Source organism: Nitrospira sp. NS4, assembly GCF_049546785.1.
In the GTDB taxonomy this organism is placed as follows: Bacteria; Nitrospirota; Nitrospiria; order Nitrospirales; family Nitrospiraceae; genus Nitrospira_D.
The window spans coordinates 495773-513173 of sequence record NZ_JBMWAN010000003.1 but is presented as its reverse complement, the minus strand read 5'-3'; the positions used below and the strand labels follow the sequence as shown (position 1 = coordinate 513173).

The window sequence follows — 17401 nt, the reverse complement described above, 5'->3', positions numbered from 1 at the left end:
CCGCCTTATCCCACTTTCTGCGCGATCACGACGCGCTCGATGCCGGCCGCATCTTCGACCAAGACCACCGGCGCATAGCCCCCGATATCCTGCGCCAATGCTCGCACCGCTGCCGCCTGCCCCTGACCGATTTCCATCATGAGCCTCCCTCCTGGAACCAGGAAGGCCGGGGCATCTTGGAGCAATCGCCGATGAAACTCCGTCCCCAACGGACCGCTCACCAGCGCCATATGAGGCTCAAACATCTGAACTTCCGGCTGGAGTCCAGGCAAGTCCCGCTCGGCGATATAGGGCGGATTTGAGACGATGACATCAACCCGTTCTTCCAACCCGCGCCCCGCCAGCGGCGCCAGCAGGTCCCCGTGCAGCCACTCGATTCCCTCCAGAACCCCGTGCGTAGCCGCATTCTGTTTCGCCACCTGCAAGGCGTCTGCCGAACGATCGATCGCCAGCACTTTCGATCCCCTGAGAGTAGTCGCCAGCGTCACCGCCAGACAGCCTGAACCTGTCCCGACATCGACGAGCATCGAGGCATGGTGGGCACCAGTCTGCCGCACCACTTCACGCACGAGCAGCTCTGTCTCCGGTCGCGGAATCAAGACTGACGGACCGACCGCGAACTCCAGCCCGCAGAATTCCTGTGTGCCAAGAATATATTGGAGCGGCTCACGGCGGGCGCGTCGTTCAACCAGGCTCCGAACCGATGCGCGCTGCTCGATCGAGATCTCCCGATCCGACTGTGTCATGAGGTGATGGGAGCGACATCCTAACCCCTTCTCCAGCAACCAGCCTGCTTCTTGTGCGGCATTGGCCACACCGGCTCCGGCTAACCGCTGCCGGGCTTCCGCCAGTAGCACCCCAAGGGTCAATGGTCCTGTCAGCACGGTGGTTACCACTCAGGCCACTCCGGACTCCGCATGTTCGCGCTGGGTCTTCAGTGCTTGGACGATTTCGTCGAGATCGCCTTCCAGCACAAGCTCCAGCTTGTGCAACGTAACGCCTACGCGATGGTCGGTGACGCGGTTCTGCGGAAAATTGTAGGTGCGAATCTTCTCGCTCCGCTCTCCGGTACCGACTTGCGATTTGCGATTCTGGGCAATCTCCGCTGCCTGTTTCTCCTGCTCGGCCTCCAGAATTCTGGCGCGGAGGGTCCGCATGGCCTTGGTCCGATTTTTGAGCTGCGACCGTTCATCCTGGCAGCTGACGACGACGCCGGTCGGAATGTGCGTGATGCGAACGGCGGAATAGGTGGTATTGACACTCTGTCCGCCGGCGCCGGACGAGCAAAACGTGTCGATGCGCAGATCTTTGGGGTCGATCTTCACATCCACTTCGTCGGCTTCCGGCATCACCGCCACGGTCACCGTCGAGGTATGGATACGCCCGCTCGCCTCTGTGGCCGGAACGCGCTGCACCCGATGAACACCGCTCTCATACTTGAAATAGCCGAAGGCGCCTTTCCCCTCGACCAGCGCAATGACTTCCTTGTATCCGCCGATGCCGGTTTCCGATGCCTCGACGATCTCGACCTTCAAACCCTTTTTCTCGGCATACTTGCTGTACATCCGGAAGAGATCCCCTGCAAACAACGCCGCTTCGTCGCCGCCGGTGCCGGCGCGGATTTCGAGAAACATGTTTTTTTCGTCGCGGGGGTCTTTGGGCGTGAGCAACTCCTTCGCCTGCGCTTCCATGTCGTTGCGCTGTTGTTCGAGGGCGGACGCCTCTTCACCGGCCATTGCCCGCATCTCCTCTCCCGCCGTGGGATCGGCAAGAATCTGGGCGGCCTCGTCCAACTGCTTGAGACAGGCCTGATACCCCTCGAAGAGTGCGGCCACGGACTCGAGCTCGGTCCGCTCCTTACTGAGCTTCACCAGGAGCGCTGGCTGACTGATGACAGAGGGATCCATGAGCTGGCTCGTCAGCTCGTCAAGCCGCTCTACCGCAGCCTCCCAACGCTTGAGAATTACTGGATCGATCATGTTCGGCCCCTCTGCACGGTCATACGCGTCCGTCCCCCAGAATAGAAAAAGACCCTGCCTCGATGCGAAGCAGGGTCTCTTCTATGAACCGTCGCGCAGCTACTTGTCCTTCTTCGCGTACTTCTTCTTGAACCGTTCGACACGTCCTTCGGTATCGACGATCTTTTGCGTGCCGGTGAAAAACGGATGACAGCCCGCACAGATGTCGACGCTGATGTCCCCGATGGTCGTTCGTGTCTTGAATGAATTCCCACAGGCACAATGAACCGTGGCTTCCCGATACACCGGATGAATTCCCTTTTGCATAACCTACGACTCCTTGCCAAACATTCGGTCAGATTCCTGGCCCCACGCCAAGAGCGGTACACTCTATCCGAACGACGGGGGTAGAAACAAGCGTCCCTTACCGGTTCATGGATTGCAAGAACTCCTGATTGGTCTTGGTCCCGCCGATCTTGTCCATCAAGAACTCCATGGCTTCCATGGTTCCGAGCGGGCTCAGCACCTTACGGAGAATCCACATCTTGTTGAGCCGGTCCTTGTCGACCAGCAATTCTTCCTTGCGGGTACCGGACTGGCTGATATCGATAGCCGGGAAAATCCGCTTGTCGGCCAGCCGGCGATCCAGATGGACTTCCATGTTGCCGGTGCCTTTGAATTCTTCGAAGATGACATCGTCCATGCGGCTCCCGGTATCGACCAAGGCGGTGGCCATGATGGTCAAACTCCCTCCATGCTCGATGTTCCGGGCGGCGCCGAAGAACCGCTTCGGCCGCTGGAGCGCGTTGGAGTCCAGACCGCCGGACAGCACTTTCCCGCTTGGCGGGGCGATGGTATTGTAGGCGCGTGCCAGACGCGTGATGCTGTCCAGCAGGATCACCACGTCCTTCTTATGTTCCACCAGCCGCTTCGCCTTCTCCAGAACCATTTCCGCCACTTGCGCGTGGCGCTGAGGCGGCTCATCGAATGTCGAGCTGATCACTTCCGCTTTGACCTGGCGCTGCCAGTCGGTGACTTCTTCGGGACGCTCATCGATCAGCAGCACGATCAGGGTGACTTCTTTATGGTTCTTCAGGATGGCCCGGGCGATGGCCTGCAGCAGCATCGTCTTACCGGTTCGGGGCGCCGCGACGATCAGTCCACGCTGCCCTTTTCCGATGGGGGTCGTGAGATCCATGACCCTGGTACAGTATTCTTCCCGGTCAAATTCCAGATTGAGTCGTTCTTCCGGATAGAGCGGGGTGAGGTTATCAAAGAGAATTTTGTCGCGGGCAACTTCAGGGTCCTCATAGTTGACCTTCTCGACCTTCAACAGGGCGAAGTATCGCTCACTCTCCTTCGGCGGACGGATTTGCCCGGAGACGATGTCCCCCGTGCGAAGGTTGAACCGTCTAATTTGAGAAGGAGAGATATAGATATCGTCGGGACCGGGAAGATAGTTGGAATCCGGGGCGCGCAGGAAACCGAACCCATCAGGCAAGGTCTCAAGGACGCCTTCCCCGAAGACCACGCCGTTCTTTTCCGTCTGGCCTTGCAGGATCGCAAAGATCAACTCCTGCTTGCGCAGATTCGCCGCGCCCTCAATCTTCAGCTCGCGGGCCACATCGTTGAGATCGGCGATGGATTTCTGCTTCAACTCCGCCAGATACATGACCTCGCCCTTAGTCGCTTGCATAGATCTCCTATCGAGCCTTCGGCTCTGTTGTCATGAGGGACGACTCACGAAATTGATTGACCATTCGAAACAGATGTTAGTGTGTGGTTGAGTCCGCGATAGTTCGTCGGAGAGGACGATTCGTACAGGGTGTAGATTATTCGTTGTAAAAATTCAGGATGTGGTCTCCGAAGCAACTGAAGTATCGATGACCATCAATACATCTTGTTGGCTTTAGCCTTGCGCCCCGACATTCGACAGATCGTGTGATTTCGCTTTGAGACAGGTTCCGAGAGTTGACTGGTTCGTGGAGAGTGCCCGCGAAAATCGGAATGCTATGGCGAATGATACCCATGGTTTCTCCGGTTGTCAACTGAGTTTCCACTATTTTTCATGCTCATCCTTCCGATTGAGCCGCGTGCGTTCTCGTCCCATTGAACCCGGAATTCCACTGTGGTAAACAGCCCGGAGGAGTATTGCATGGCACATGAGCGAGACGATGAAAATCCGGAGCGTGTCTTTACGCTGTTCGAAGCCAACCAGTTGATCCCTCAACTCCAATCACATCTGGCGACTGTTCAGCGCCGAAAAGCCATCCTGATGGAGACCCGTGACGAAATCCGGAAAGCCTCAGCACAGGCCGACCAAGGGGGAGGAACTCCCGTTGGCGCTCACTATGTCCGCAGTCTGCAAGAGATCAGCGCCAACCTCCATGCCATCCACGAACTGGGCGTTCATGTCAAAGACATCGATATGGGCCTGTGCGACTTTCCTCATCTCCGTGACGGACGAATCGTCTATCTCTGCTGGAAACTGGGGGAAAAAGAGATACGTTGGTGGCATGAAGTCACGACCGGCTACAACGACCGCTGTCCCCTCGAGGGTCCCGCCTGAACTCGTTTTCCCGACAGCGCATCTACAGCACACCTATTGATTGGGGGATCGACGGTGACTCTATGAAATTCGTCATTCTTGGATACGACGGCCCTGAGGGAGAAGCGAAGCGAAAGATTCACCGGCCTGCCCATCTTGCGAATCTCGACCCATTAGCGCAACAAGGCCGCGTCATCTTGGCCGGGCCGCTGACGGACAAAGCGGGAAGCTTGCTGGTTCTGGAGTTCGAAACTCAGGCCGAAGCCGAACAGTTCGCCCGGCAAGACCCTTACACCGTCCATGGCGTATTCGAACGCGTCGAGATTCATCCGTTCATGCAGGTTCTTCCTAAATAGCCCCTTCCTGCCGGAATCAATACGCCATTTCGACAAATGGGCAGTACTTTGGGATCATTGTCCGCCTCAATTCGAAGCGGTATAGTTGCAACATGATTAGCAGGTATAGCCTTCCTCTGGCGAGTCTCTTCTCCTGCTTTGTCCTTTTCGTCCAGACCGCCTACGCCACCGATAGAACCATCATCGCCGAAGGACAGTACCTCATGGCCGACGGCGACACCTTGGCGAGCGCTGAACGCGCGGTACTTCAACGCGCACAACGCAAGGCCCTTGAGGAAGCCGGCATCTACCTCGAAGCCACGTTCCACGATCACGAAGTCTTCCGCAATGGGAAGAAGAGCCTCACCGTCTCAATGGAAATTCGCACCCTTGCAGCTGCCATCACCAGGACAGAAATCCTTGAGTCCCGCCGTACGTTTGAACACGACCGTCCGGCATTCTTTGTCCGCATCCGGGCAGTCGTCAATCTCGACAGCCTCCAAGAAGCCATCCGCCGACGGCACGCGGAAGAACGATTCACGGAGCACTTTCGAGAACTTCAAAAGGAAAACGCTGAATTGAAGGCCCAGCTGCAAAATATCAGGGCCACGCCGGCCGGCGTCCGCACCCTGAAGGTCGAGCCTCCGGGCCGGTCAGACACCCATGAACGCGCACGCGCACTGGTCGAAACCGCCCTCCATACGAAGGATCTGCGGCTCAAGCTCGATTTGACATCGCAAGCCGTTGCACTTGATCCGCAATATATCGACCCGCTGATCGTCAGGGGACAGACCTATCTCCGGCTGGTTTCGCTCTCCTATTCCAATCATGCTCGCCCAAGCGAGTATTCGGAATACGTCGATACCGCCAAAATGGACTTTGATAGAGCCCTCATACTGGACGGCGGGAATACATGGGCACTCCTCGGTCGAGGCGATGTCAGCTCCTGGCTGAAGGATACAGAGGAGGCCGCACAGTCTTATGCACAGGCTCTCGATATTGACCCGTTCTTTGATAGCGCACGCCACCGGCTGATCAACGTCACCACGTTGCACGCCAGGAAGCTGGCAAAGTCCAGACAATGGACATCGGCGCTGACCACTCTGAACAAAATTCTCGATCAGCCCGTTGCCGACAGTTGGATGCCCTATCAAAAAGAGGCCTATCTCCTCCGCAGCGGCATTTATCAAAAGCTCAACCAGCCGGCCCATGCCATTCAAGACTTAGACACCGTCATTCGGATAGATCCCACGCATACCTCCGCACTCCTGACGCGAGCAAGACTTCACCGGGAACATTTAGAGGGACAACTGGCTCAAAACGACTTCGAGCGCGCCTGCATACTCGGATCCTCTGAAGCCTGCGAGCAGTTGCCGTAGGGCTCCAACCCGTTGGTTACAGGGAAGAGTTGCCGCTTCATCCTGATCGTCCAGCCCGAGAAGGTCAGTTTGACAAGGAAAAAGTCCCTTACCTATAATGCCAACCTTTATGATGCCGAACGATCTTTTCTATTGAAAAGCTGTTAGTTCAAAAGGCCTACCCTCATTACCCCTGATAGCCCTAAATCGCTCCTGGGTGGGCCTTCTGCGAGGTTGCAGAAGAGAGAGGAAAAAGCATAGAGTATTTGGAGGGTCAAATCTTAGAATACTCGTCACTTTTAGGTCATTCACCCTTTTGCCGGAGAGTAGGTCGTAATGAGTCAATATCGCGTGCTCCCAGGACCTGAACACTTCCTCCCGCCCGCTGCAGCCAGCATGGGAATCCAGCTGCCGAACCCGGGGGAAGCGCACATTAACGGCGTCATTGTGTCGGAAGACAAGGCCTATGAGGAAGCCGCCAAGCAATTCCTGATGGCTAAAGTCCCGACGATTTTCCCAGGCCCGCTCGTATTATGGGCCTGGAATGAAAAGGCCGCGAAGAAAGCCACGGCAGTTCGCCACCTCTACAACACGCTGAAAGAGTGCGTCCAGCCTGGGCAGACTCCCATGCTGATCCCCATGCCCGATTACCGGCCGAAGTATCCCAAGATCAACCCCGAAGTCGAAATCAACCCCAACCACCCGAACCTGACCATCTGGCACAACAAAATCGATTGCTGCATGTTCATCGGAGTGCACTGCCATCAGGCCAACCTGTCCCTGAAGATCATTCGCGGCGGCACCTCCTGCTACACGATCGCAATGTGCGCTCAGGCCGGCCATGAGGACGCAATGCTGTCCTTCCGTGACGCCTCCGTCGAGAAAATCATGAAGCTGGCTGACTGGGTGAAGAAGTTGAAGGGAACCGTCCAACCACGGCTGACGTCAGCCAAGAGCGGGGCTTCAAACTAGTCGTTTGAAATCCTTGAAAGCCTGAAAGGAGGCTGGGTCCATGGCAGATATACACTCAGTCATCGGCACAAAGAATAAGAAGGGCCAAACCTATACCGATACCTGGAAGATGATGAACGAGGCGCCGCGCACGCCGTCGTTCTATACAGGTAGCGAAGTCATCAAGGAAGCCGTCAGACGTGCCAGCTGCGACGTCATGATCGCCTATCCGATTACCCCGCAGAGCGAAGCCGCGGCCCTGATCGGTGAACTCTTTGCAGAGGGCTACATCGGCGACTACTTCAGGGGCGAAAGCGAATTCGCCGTCATGTCGCAATGTGCCGGCGCCGCATTCGGCGGGGCCCGGGTGTTTACCACGACCGCAGGTCCCGGAACCATGCGCGCCATGGAGAACTTCCCCATGTGGGCCGGTGCGCGACTCCCGATCCAGATGATCGTGACCTGCCGCGGTATCAATTCGCCGCTCTCGATCCAGCCGGACACGCTGGAAATTGCCTATCTCTTGAATACCGGTATGCTCGTCTGGCATGCCGAAACTGCCCAGGACTTTTTCGACTGGATTCTCAAGGGCTATATGGTCTCGGAAGAGCCTGACGTGCACCTGCCGTTGGCGCTCTGTTGTGACGGATTTTTCGTGACGCATACCAAGGACGTGGTCAACCTCACTCCGGCAGATATGTGCCTGCCTCCATACGATCCATACCGCTCACCAGTGCCCTGTATGGACATGGAATGCCCGCCGGTCCGCATGATGCGCGATCCGTTCGTCATGAAGAGCAATTACATCAGCTACGCCACGCATGCCTCCTGGCAGCAGGAAGTGTGGGCGGCGGTTGAGCGGTCCCGTAAACATTCCATCCACTGGCTCAACGGACTGATCGATGCCGAGAACACCGATGCCGATATCGTCATCGTGGCCTCAGGCACTGCGGTCTCACAAGGCCGTGAGGCCATCCGCCTCCTCGAGGACGAGGGAATCCGTTGCGGGCTGGTGAAGGTGAAAACCTTGCGTCCCTGGCCGGAAGAAGAAATCCGCGAAGCGACGAAGAATGCCAAGCACATCTTCGTGCCGGAATTCAACGTGACGGGGTGGCTGGCCAAAGAAATTCGCGCCACGATTCCGAATCCCCAGCGTGTGCATGCCGGCCCGCACGTCTGCGGTGGCATGACCATGCCGCCGGAAGTCATCGTGCAGGAAATTAAGACGGTCCTTGGAATGAAGACAGTTTCTATGGCCGGTCGCGGCAGCTGAGAGGATCGCATCGCGTCAAAACTACTTAATTCCGAGGAACAGCCCTTGAGGAGGCATATATGAGCAAGGAACGGATCAAGATTTCAGAAGCGCTCTACGACATCATGCCGTCGGATTATCAGGACCTGGTGAAGAGCGCCACCTACGGCAAAGAAGATCGTGGCTGGAAAGATATCGGAAACAGCAAGGAATTGATCGAGCAGCATTCGCTCTGTGCCGGCTGCCCTGAGTCCATGGCGTTCCGATACATCCTGGCCTCGCTCCCGAACCCGGAAGACACCGTCATGGTCGGATCGACCGGCTGCACCAGCTTAGTGTTTCCCATGGTGGCCGTGCACAACATTCACTCGCTGTTCGGCAACCAGAACGCCATCGCCTCAGGCCTGAAGCGCGCCCTGAGCGTGCGTTTCCCGGGTCGAACAAAAGATGTGGTCGTGCTTGCCGGCGACGGAGCCACGGTCGACATCGGTCTCGATATGACCCTTCAAGCCTGGTTCCGCCAGGAGAAATTCACCACCATCTGCTTCGACAACGAACTCTACGCCAACACCGGCGGCCAGGAGAGCGGCCTGATGCAGAAGGGCTTCGTGGCAAAAATGGCACCGGTCGGGAAGCTTTTCGACAAGGTCCGGCTGCCTGAAATCGCGCGTGAGTCCGGCTGTCATTATGTCGTGAACTGCACGGTCAGCAAGCCGTCCCTGATTGAAAAGGTCATCCGCAACGCCGTGCATATCGCGCGCGAAATCGGCCCGACCTATCTCCAACTCTACACCCCCTGTATTCTTGAAATCGGCAAGAACAGCATGGAAGGCCTCCAGGAAATGCGGGACTCCGAAAAGCCGACCGAGCGGTTTGCCTACAAAGAATACGTCAGCGAACCGGCGAAGCAATTGCTGGCCGAGCTGGCCGCAAAGGACAAGGAAAAGAAAGCCGCCGCCAAGCAATTGGCCTCACAGGAAGCCTAGCTCGAACCTTGAGGAGACGATCATGATTAAGAAGAGACTGAATATCCGGATGTCAGGGCTCGGCGGACAGGGCGCCGTGACCGCCGCCCACGTCATGGCGATGGCGGCCAACCGTGACGGAAAGTTTTCGATTTCCAATCCCTTCTTCGGCGCCGAGAAGCGCATGGCGCCGGCCGAGAGCTACTGCCGGATCGGCATTGAGCGGATCTATGATCGCGGCGAGCTGGTGTTCCCCGACGTCATTCAGGTGTTTCATCCCCAGGTCATCACCATGGGGAAAAGCTATACCATGCCGTTCTATTCCGGCATCAAGGAAGGCGGCGTCGTCATCATCAACTCCGACCAACCCCTGTTGTCGGAGGAAGACATTCAACGCCTCAAAGATCTGAACGTTGCCGTGTTTTACATTGCGGCAACCGAACTGGCCATCGAAGTCGCCGGCACCGAACTTTCGACCAACATGGCGATGATCGGCTCCGTCGCCGGTATCACCAAATGCGTCTCCATGGAAGCCTTGGATGGCGCGTTGCAGGAACGTTTCGGCAAGAAGTTCGTCGCATCCGGCGGTACCGCCTCACTGGACGAAGCCATCAAGAAGAAGTTCGCCAAAAAGGAAATGCTGCTTGCAAAGAATCTGGCGACCGTCAAGCGCGCGTATGAGATTGCCAGCGAATGGGCTGAAAAGAACAAGATTGAGCTGCGAGTCGGCAATCCCGCCGTCGCCGCGTAAGCTGAGGAAGAGAAGGAACCACCCCGCATGTATAACGTAGCGCAAGTCATCGACGAGAAATGCGTGGCGAAAAAAGGCTGCCGCCTGTGTATCATGTACTGTCCCGAGGCCAACTGCTTGGACCTCAATTCGACCAAGATGGTCGCCGAAGTGAACATCGATCGTTGCAAGGGCTGCGAACTCTGCGTGGTCGTCTGCAACGCCGCGAAGCACATGGCCATCGAGATGCAGGCCGTCAGCTCTACGGGAGAGCTCATCCACCATCACAAGGCCGAATCCGCAGCCCTTGGTCAAGCCTACCAAGGCTAGCCAACCGGTACGCTTCATGAGCCCCATAGCGTTTCACGCTATGGGGTTTTTTGTTCGGGCAAACGGAAGGACCCCAATGGAACGCGAAGACAACGTCCTCGACGAACTCCTGATCGAGATCGCCAGGCTGACCCAGGCCTACCCCAAAGCACTGGAGCAGCGTGCGGCTGTTATCCATGCAGGGGGGAAGGATCCAGAGCTGGCGGAAAAGCTCGTAAAAGCCGCTGATACCATGAGAGACAGCGGAAACCTCTATCTCACCTGGGCGAAGCACTACGCCGCCGTGGCCGAGGGCAACACGGATGCCTCGTCGGACGAAGACGAAACCGAAGATTTCGACATTTAACCGGCAACGCCGCGAACGACTAAGAGCTGAAAAAAAACTCCCCTCAACCGGAAACTTTTGCTAGAATACGCCGCTCAGCAAACACACCACGTTCCCCGGTAGCTCAGTTGGTAGAGCAGCCGGCTGTTAACCGGCTGGTCGCAGGTTCGAGTCCTGCCCGGGGAGCCAACATAACAAGAGGGCTGGTGGCAGAGACGCCACCAGCCCTCTTTTGTTGACCCTCTAGATCCTCTATCGCCGTCACGCAAGCAAGCGGCTCATTGCCCCAAGCCCTTTTCCGTTCAAGCGGATAGTAAGATCTAGTACGCAACGGCGCCTTGATTGGTTATGATAGGGCAATCTATGCAAGCGATTCCTCCCTTTAACCCGCCGCGCCTGCTGCGGAATGCCCACCTGATGACGATCTTTCCCCGCTATTGGCCGAGAGACACCTCACTGAAGCATCTGCCGCAAGTACCACGCCTCTTCACCGTGGAACCCGGCACACAACTACTGGGACTCTGTCATTGGCAAGACCGTCAACAGGCCGCTTCAACCGTCATCCTCGTGCACGGGCTGGAAGGCTGCGCCGAGTCGCACTATATGCGCGGGATCGCGGCCAAAGCCTATCGCGCAGGGTTTAATGTGATACGGATGAACCAGCGAAACTGCGGCGGCACCGAACACCTCTCGCCGACGCTGTATAACAGCGGCCTCAGCAGGGACTACCAGGCCATCGTTCGTGAATTGGCGACCGTTGACCGCCTCACCCGAATCTGGCTCGTGGGCTACTCGATGGGCGGCAATCTGGTGCTGAAAGCAGCAGGAGAGCTGGGAGGATCGGATCCGGCGCTGGCGGGCGTTGTGGCAGTCTGTCCGAATATCGATCCCGCCCAATGCGTGGCTGCATTAGAGCAGCCGCGGAATTGGATCTATCATGAGCACTTCCTCCCGCGGCTGAAGGCCCGCATGCGACGGAAGGCGGCCTTCTATCCGGGGAAATGGGACTTGGCCCGCCTGAACTCAATCCGGACAATGAGCCAATTTGACGATTACTACACCGCCCCCGATGGCGGCTTTCGAGATGCCGCCGATTATTATAACCGCGCAGGATCGCATCACGTGCTGCAACAGATCACCGTTCCCACATTGATCATCACGGCTCAAGACGATCCCTTCATCCCCTATTCCATGTTCACCCAGCCCCTGATCAGGAACAACCGCGCGATAACCCTGCTCGATCCCCGCTATGGCGGCCATTGCGGGTTTTTTCACTGGAGCCGCAACGGAGAAGATCCCTACTGGGCGGAAAATCGAATTGTGGAATTTCTTAAAGGAAAGGAGGCTGCGCGGCAGGCAGCCACGACAGGGGAGACAGCCCTCGGAAGAACCCCGGCCCTACCCCTTTGTTCAGACAACGAGGCGTCATTGCAGCCACCAGAGGCGCACACTTCTGCACCCGGGTCCTGATGAGCCAGGCCACATCGGCCGCGATGCCGACCATGAACGCCCAATTATAAATGGCCTTGACAAACTTGCTCGGATACGGCCCGCAGAGCTAGAGCACCAGCCCGTAGGCCAATGCGACCATCGCCAACACGGCGACGTGAAGGATCAGGGCGCGAGAGGGGCCGGCCACTTCCCCTCCTCCGGGAGATCAACCGACAACCCACACGACCCGAACCAGGCAACGACCAGCGCGCCGCTATGGCCAAGAAAGGGCACGACATCCGATGCGCGCACCCTGCTGATCCGCTCCGGAACCGACCCGGGGATTTCCTCACACAGACTGGAGATGGGAGCGGACTTCCTGCGCGTAGGTCTTGAACGGGTCCGGCATCGGAAACGGCGTGCGGCCGCGGACCTGAAAGATCGACCAATTTATGACGTAGGCGGGAAAGTATCGCTCATCCGGAGCCGCGTCACCCGGTTCAGCAATCGGGCCGGCCGCGAGCAGATGGCGGATCAGTTCCCCACGGCCGAAGGCGCGGGTGTTGCGGGGTGGATGTTCCGTCGCTAGCGCAATGGCCTTGTCCGTCGTCATCCGCGGCACGCGGCCTTCTTCCAACAACCCGAAATAGAGCCCGCGATCGGGGCGCAGATTGTGATATTCGAGATCCAGGCTCTTCAATGTCGGATCGTGCCACTCCAGATGTTCGGCCTCGCGGAAGGATTCCAGCAGCCAGAGCTTGGACGCCCAATCCACGCGTCCCACCAGCTTGGTATAGTCTCCGCGCAGGTCCGTCAGCACCGCTTCCCACTGCGCGAGCACCCAGTCGGTTTCCTCATCCTGCCCGGCATAGGCGTCCCGGGCTGCCGCGAGAAACCGTTCCTGAATATCGATGGCGGAGATGCTTTTGCCTGATAGCAGACGCACGACCCATTGGCGCTCCTGATCCTGCGAAATTTCTTGTAGCGTTTCGACCGGCTCGTCGATATCCAGATCACGCGGCGCCTTGCCCTCCTCGATCAACTGCAACACCAGCCCGGTCGTGCCCATCTTCAGCGCCGTCGCGAATTCGGCCATGTTGGAATCGCCAAGGAGCAGATGGATGCGCCGGTACTGGTTGGGATCGGCCAGGGGTTCATCGCGGGTATTGACGATAGCGCGGTTCTGCTGCACCCACTCGAAAAAGTCGTTCACAATGTGGTCCGCCCGCTGCGAGATCTGAAAGGGGATCATCGTCTGCGGCGAACCCTGATGCAACGCCGCACGCGGGATGATCAGGCGGTCCATCTGAATCCAGGCATCCTGCGGGCTGGCGGCGCCGACCCGCCCGGACCCGGTAAAGATCTGACGGGTGACCAGGAACGTCACCAGCGGACTCAACCCGCGCCGGCTGAACGGGAATCGCCGCGTGACCAGATAGTTCTCGTGCGATCCGAACGTGGCGTCGGTTTCGTGATCGATATTGTTCTTGATCAGCGAAATCGTCTCCCCGAATCCGAGTTCCTCAATCGCCTGTTGCAGCACCTGGTCGCCCGCCCGATCGACTGCCACCAGATCCACCAGCGATTGGCATTCGGGCGAGGCATATTCGAGATGCCCCATGTCCAGGTACATACGCCCGGCATTGGTGAGAAACCCGCCGTTCCCCGGCGGCTCGTCATGCCCGCGATGGTGCAGATCGAGCACGCCCCGACGCTGGGATTGAAAGAGATGATCGCGGATCTGGTGGGCAAACCAAGTCGGCGTGTGGTCGGGGCGGTCCTGATTGACCAGGAGGCCATACTCGGTCTCAAGCCCGAAAATACGGTTCAACATGTCAGCCCGTCACGACCGATTGAAAATCGCCCGGCAGCAACCGGGCCAATTCGGCCGGCTTGATGGCTCGATACTTGGACGAACCGGGCTGCTGACGATCCAATACGGCACACTCCAAAGTCTTGTCCGCGAGAACCTCCCGCAGATGCGCGAGCAGCGCCGGCTGATCCGGAGCCGCTGCAGCCTTCTGATCGCCGGCGGTGTGTCCGGACTCCTCCGTCTCCTCTGCCGATTCCTGTCGATGCGCCAGAGATCCGATGGCCCAGGTACGGAGGGCCAGGCTCAACCCTTGATCGAGCGAGCAGGGAGCAGGCATCTCCGCCTTCAGATATTCCAGCATGCGCGCCTGAGCTGTCTTCGTCGCCGCGAGTACCGCATGTTTCTTCGTCTCTTCAAACGTGCCGTCATAGTTGATCGTGAGCAGCGCGTCCTTCTCCGGCTTCTGCCCCAGCTCGGCCAGCAGGATCCGGACGATGAAGGGCGCCTTGTACACCTCTTCAAACGCCTGCTTAATCACCGGCGCGATACCGTACTTCACCAGGCGCGATCCGGTCACATCTGACGGAGAGCGGTTGAAGCCTTCGACATGCGCCATCTCCAGCAGGTTGAACCGCAGCTTTTCCAGATCCGCCGGATGCCCCATGCCCGCCAGCGCGATCCGGTCGTAAATCTCGTAGAGCTTGGACGTCCCCTTGCTGACGGTCGTCAGCAGAATACCGGCTTCGTAGACCATCGCCACGACCGGGCTGCCCTGCTTGAACTGCTCATCGAGATAAGTGCGGCGATTACCGACTGCTTCGACCCACCGATACGGTTCTTCATACATGGCGCACCACCTTGGACTCGAAGAGCGGTTTCAGCCGGTCATCCGGCACCACGCGCACTCCATCCTGCGTGATCAATTTGATTATCGGATAGAGGTTGGACTCGCGGTTCACCCCGCCGGTCGCCGAATCAAACTCGGCGGCACTCGTCAGCAGTCGCAACGCCTGAATCGTGGCTTCTTCTTCGTTCAATGCCACGAGCGGACGTTCTCCCCAGGTATTGACGTAATGGAGAATGCCCCTGATCGTCGGAGAGCCTGAGCCGGATACCGCATATTCGACCCCTTCAAACTCGGCTCCCAGAATGTCGTAAAAATAAATCTTCGCCGTACCCTGTTCAAAATCGTATCCGGCAAACACCGGCACCACCGCGCCCGTGCCGGCCAACGCCGCGGCCACGTTCTCCTTTAAGAGCTTGGACACCGCGCGCAGCTTGCCCTCGAAGCTCAATTCCTGAAGTTGCGTACGCCGGTAGTATTTGAAGGAGTGCTCCAGCACCCGCACCATTTCATAGGCGGTGGCTGGCACTCCGGCGATGGCCATCACACTATGGCGATCGATCTCCAAGACCTTGTCCGTCCGGTCATACATCACCATGTTTCCGGCCGTGGCCCGCCGATCGCCCGCGACCAGCACCCCGTCGCGATACTTGAAAGCCAGAATCGTCGTCGCGCTCGTCAGTTCCTGCCCGTTTCCGACCAGAGCCGGATTGCCGAGTGTGTACCCCTGCTCCCGTAACAACTGATAGAAGTCACCTTGCATCCCCATTCAAACCTCCAGGCTAGGGGCACGAGGAGCCCCACCTGCCCCTTCCCCTCGCCTCCAGCCTATTGCCTCGTGCCTATTCCCCGGTTCTTTGCCGATACCGCTCGGCCTGTTTCGGATCGACCTTCTTCATCCGTTTCATCAAACTGTCTTTGTCCGGCGAACCGGTGTCCGGCCGCTTGGGTCCGCTGCCTTCGTCCGACGGGCTCGGTGCTTTCGGCATCGGATCGCCGGGCCCTTCGCGTCGTTCCGGCATGCTCGTGTATGTCATGATCGTGCATCCTTTCGTCGATTCCAGGCTGTCATCGCATCGGCGGGAGACGTCGCCGTCTCCAGCACTGCCGCACAGGCCTTCACATCCTCGGGATCAAACAGATCGCCCATCTCCAACGTCTTGGGCATCAACCCGCCGGAAAACTGAATGCGCTCCCATTGCATCGACTTAATCTGGTCGGGAAACCGCCGCACGCACAATCCGCGTACCCCCCCGCGGGTATCGCTGGGGCCGGCCGACAAGGCCTGTTCAATGTCGGCCTCGGTTGTCATCCGCCAGGCTTTGCCTTCCGCTTCCAGCCCCAGATAGAGCCCGCGCTCGGCATTCACATTGTGATATTCAAGATCCAGACTGGCCAACCAGGGGTCATCCCACCCGATGCGTTCCTCGCGCATGAATGTGTCCAACAGCCACAGCTTCGTGACCCAATCCAAGCGCCCCACCAATTTTGTGCGGTCTGTCGTCAGCAAACTCAGCGTCTGCCGCCATTCGCGCAGGATCCAATCCGTGTCCGGATCTGAGCCGGCAAACTGCGTCTCCGCCGCCGCGCAGTATTGTTCCTGAATCTCCACGCCCGTCAGCGTCTTGCCGTTCTTCTGACGCACCGCCGCTTTGAGATCGTTGTCGCGCGAAATGTGCTTCACGGCCACGACCGGCTGGTCGATCTCGATCTTCGGCGCGCGGTTGAGAGCAATCAACTCCAGGACCAACTGCGTCGTCCCCACCTTCAAGGCAGTGGCATATTCACACATATTCGCATCGCCGATGATCAAATGGAGCCGGCGGTATTTCTTGGGATCGGCGTGGGGCTCGTCCCGCGTATTCAGGATCGGCCGGTTATGCATCGTGTCGACGCTCAAATCCGTTTCCATAAAGTCGGATCGTTGCGAGAGCTGATACGATCCCGGCACAAAGCCGCTTTCCTGCGCCTCCACCCCGACTTTGCCGGCCCCCGTAATCACCTGGCGGCTGATGAGGAACGGGATCATCCCCTCCACCAACGCGGGAAACGGAACCGCGCGCGGGACCAGATAGTTGTCGTGACAGCCATAGCTGTGGCCATGGAAGTCGGAGTTGTTCTTGTAGACCTGCACATGCGGGCCGCCCAGCGTCCGGTTCCTGCGCTCGGCGGCGCGTTGTACCACCCGCTCGCCGGCCCGGTCGTGGGCCAGCAGATCGCGCAAGGTCCGGCACTCGGGCGTGGAATATTCCGGGTGCGTATGGTCGTTGTAGAACCGGGCGCCATTGGGCAGCACCAGGTCGCTCTTCATCTCGTGAAACGAAAAGGGCCGGTGGGCATCCACCTTGGCAAACTCGTCCTCTTCCTTGTCCTGCTGGAGTCCGGACACCCGGAACCCGCGCGAATCCTCATGCGGATCTTCGCCACTGTAGTCCCACCGCCGCTCGAAGGAGGCGGTCAGGTATGCCCGCACCAGTTCCATCGACTCGACGACCGGATCCACCACGTCGAGATCCTCGCGCGTGATGCCGTACTCTGTTTCAATGCCGAACAAACGCATC

The 17401-nt window shown here is 58.3% G+C and carries 19 protein-coding genes and 1 tRNA gene; 11 read left to right on the top strand and 9 right to left on the bottom strand.

The features are described 5' to 3' along the window. Window positions 1-5: 5 nt before the first annotated feature. The 4 genes from prmC to rho form a co-directional block, all read right to left on the bottom strand. A complete protein-coding gene (prmC, locus tag ACO9S2_RS11150) occupies window positions 6-896 on the bottom strand; it encodes a peptide chain release factor N(5)-glutamine methyltransferase (RefSeq protein ID WP_423722205.1) in 891 nt (296 codons plus the stop codon). Next, entirely contained in the window at window positions 897-1979 is a 1083-nt protein-coding gene (gene prfA / locus ACO9S2_RS11145; RefSeq protein ID WP_423722203.1) for a peptide chain release factor 1, read from the bottom strand. Between the two features lie 99 nt (window positions 1980-2078). After that, window positions 2079-2285 carry a 50S ribosomal protein L31 gene (gene rpmE / locus ACO9S2_RS11140; protein ID WP_423722201.1) on the bottom strand — a complete coding sequence of 69 codons (207 nt, stop codon included), beginning with the start codon at window positions 2283-2285 and terminating at the stop codon, window positions 2079-2081. Window positions 2286-2382: 97 nt separating this feature from the next. Beyond that, entirely contained in the window at window positions 2383-3630 is a 1248-nt protein-coding gene (rho, locus tag ACO9S2_RS11135; RefSeq protein ID WP_423722499.1) for a transcription termination factor Rho, read from the bottom strand. Window positions 3631-4113: 483 nt separating this feature from the next. Here rho and ACO9S2_RS11130 point away from each other — a divergent pair, with 483 nt between their 5' ends. The 11 genes from ACO9S2_RS11130 (at window position 4114) to ACO9S2_RS11080 (ending at window position 12222) form a co-directional block, all read left to right on the top strand. Further along, a complete protein-coding gene (locus tag ACO9S2_RS11130) occupies window positions 4114-4527 on the top strand; it encodes a DUF2203 domain-containing protein (protein WP_423722200.1) in 414 nt (137 codons plus the stop codon). A gap of 62 nt (window positions 4528-4589) precedes the next feature. Next, window positions 4590-4862 (top strand): YciI family protein, encoded by a 273-nt coding sequence (locus ACO9S2_RS11125; protein WP_423722198.1) that lies wholly within the window; start codon window positions 4590-4592, stop codon window positions 4860-4862. Window positions 4863-4954: 92 nt separating this feature from the next. After that, window positions 4955-6220: a tetratricopeptide repeat protein gene (locus ACO9S2_RS11120; RefSeq protein ID WP_423722195.1), complete on the top strand. Its 1266-nt coding sequence runs from the start codon at window positions 4955-4957 to the stop codon at window positions 6218-6220. 315 nt (window positions 6221-6535) lie between these two features. Next, on the top strand, window positions 6536-7171 hold the full coding sequence (locus ACO9S2_RS11115) for a carbon monoxide dehydrogenase beta subunit family protein (protein WP_423722193.1): 636 nt from the start codon (window positions 6536-6538) through the stop codon (window positions 7169-7171). Window positions 7172-7211: 40 nt separating this feature from the next. Continuing rightward, a complete protein-coding gene (locus ACO9S2_RS11110) occupies window positions 7212-8423 on the top strand; it encodes a transketolase C-terminal domain-containing protein (RefSeq protein WP_423722190.1) in 1212 nt (403 codons plus the stop codon). A 59-nt stretch (window positions 8424-8482) separates the two neighbouring features. Then, window positions 8483-9388 carry a thiamine pyrophosphate-dependent enzyme gene (locus ACO9S2_RS11105; protein WP_423722188.1) on the top strand — a complete coding sequence of 302 codons (906 nt, stop codon included), beginning with the start codon at window positions 8483-8485 and terminating at the stop codon, window positions 9386-9388. Window positions 9389-9410: 22 nt separating this feature from the next. Further along, window positions 9411-10118 carry a 2-oxoacid:acceptor oxidoreductase family protein gene (locus ACO9S2_RS11100; RefSeq protein WP_423722185.1) on the top strand — a complete coding sequence of 236 codons (708 nt, stop codon included), beginning with the start codon at window positions 9411-9413 and terminating at the stop codon, window positions 10116-10118. 27 nt (window positions 10119-10145) lie between these two features. Next, window positions 10146-10427: a pyruvate ferredoxin oxidoreductase gene (locus ACO9S2_RS11095; RefSeq protein WP_423722184.1), complete on the top strand. Its 282-nt coding sequence runs from the start codon at window positions 10146-10148 to the stop codon at window positions 10425-10427. A 76-nt stretch (window positions 10428-10503) separates the two neighbouring features. Next, window positions 10504-10773: a hypothetical protein gene (locus tag ACO9S2_RS11090; RefSeq protein ID WP_423722182.1), complete on the top strand. Its 270-nt coding sequence runs from the start codon at window positions 10504-10506 to the stop codon at window positions 10771-10773. 92 nt (window positions 10774-10865) lie between these two features. Continuing rightward, window positions 10866-10941: transfer RNA gene (locus ACO9S2_RS11085), tRNA-Asn, on the top strand. Window positions 10942-11115: 174 nt separating this feature from the next. Next, window positions 11116-12222, top strand: coding sequence for a YheT family hydrolase (locus ACO9S2_RS11080; RefSeq protein ID WP_423722180.1), 1107 nt, complete (start codon window positions 11116-11118; stop codon window positions 12220-12222). Between the two features lie 310 nt (window positions 12223-12532). Here the strand turns inward: ACO9S2_RS11080 and ACO9S2_RS11075 are convergent, their stop codons facing one another. The 5 genes from ACO9S2_RS11075 to ACO9S2_RS11055 form a co-directional block, all read right to left on the bottom strand. Then, a complete protein-coding gene (locus tag ACO9S2_RS11075) occupies window positions 12533-14017 on the bottom strand; it encodes a proteasome accessory factor PafA2 family protein (RefSeq protein ID WP_423722178.1) in 1485 nt (494 codons plus the stop codon). Window position 14018: 1 nt separating this feature from the next. Further along, complete coding sequence (locus ACO9S2_RS11070; protein ID WP_423722176.1) at window positions 14019-14843, bottom strand: hypothetical protein; 825 nt, start codon at window positions 14841-14843, stop codon at window positions 14019-14021. Beyond that, entirely contained in the window at window positions 14836-15609 is a 774-nt protein-coding gene (locus ACO9S2_RS11065; protein WP_423722174.1) for a proteasome subunit alpha, read from the bottom strand. The genes ACO9S2_RS11070 and ACO9S2_RS11065 overlap by 8 nt, the downstream gene beginning before the upstream one ends. 73 nt (window positions 15610-15682) lie before the next feature. Then, the gene (locus tag ACO9S2_RS11060) at window positions 15683-15877 is read right to left on the bottom strand and encodes a ubiquitin-like protein UBact (protein WP_423722172.1); all 195 of its coding nucleotides are present in this window, start codon (window positions 15875-15877) and stop codon (window positions 15683-15685) included. After that, entirely contained in the window at window positions 15874-17400 is a 1527-nt protein-coding gene (locus tag ACO9S2_RS11055; protein ID WP_423722171.1) for a proteasome accessory factor PafA2 family protein, read from the bottom strand. Before ACO9S2_RS11055 ends, ACO9S2_RS11060 begins: the two co-directional genes overlap by 4 nt. Window position 17401: the final 1 nt, after the last annotated feature.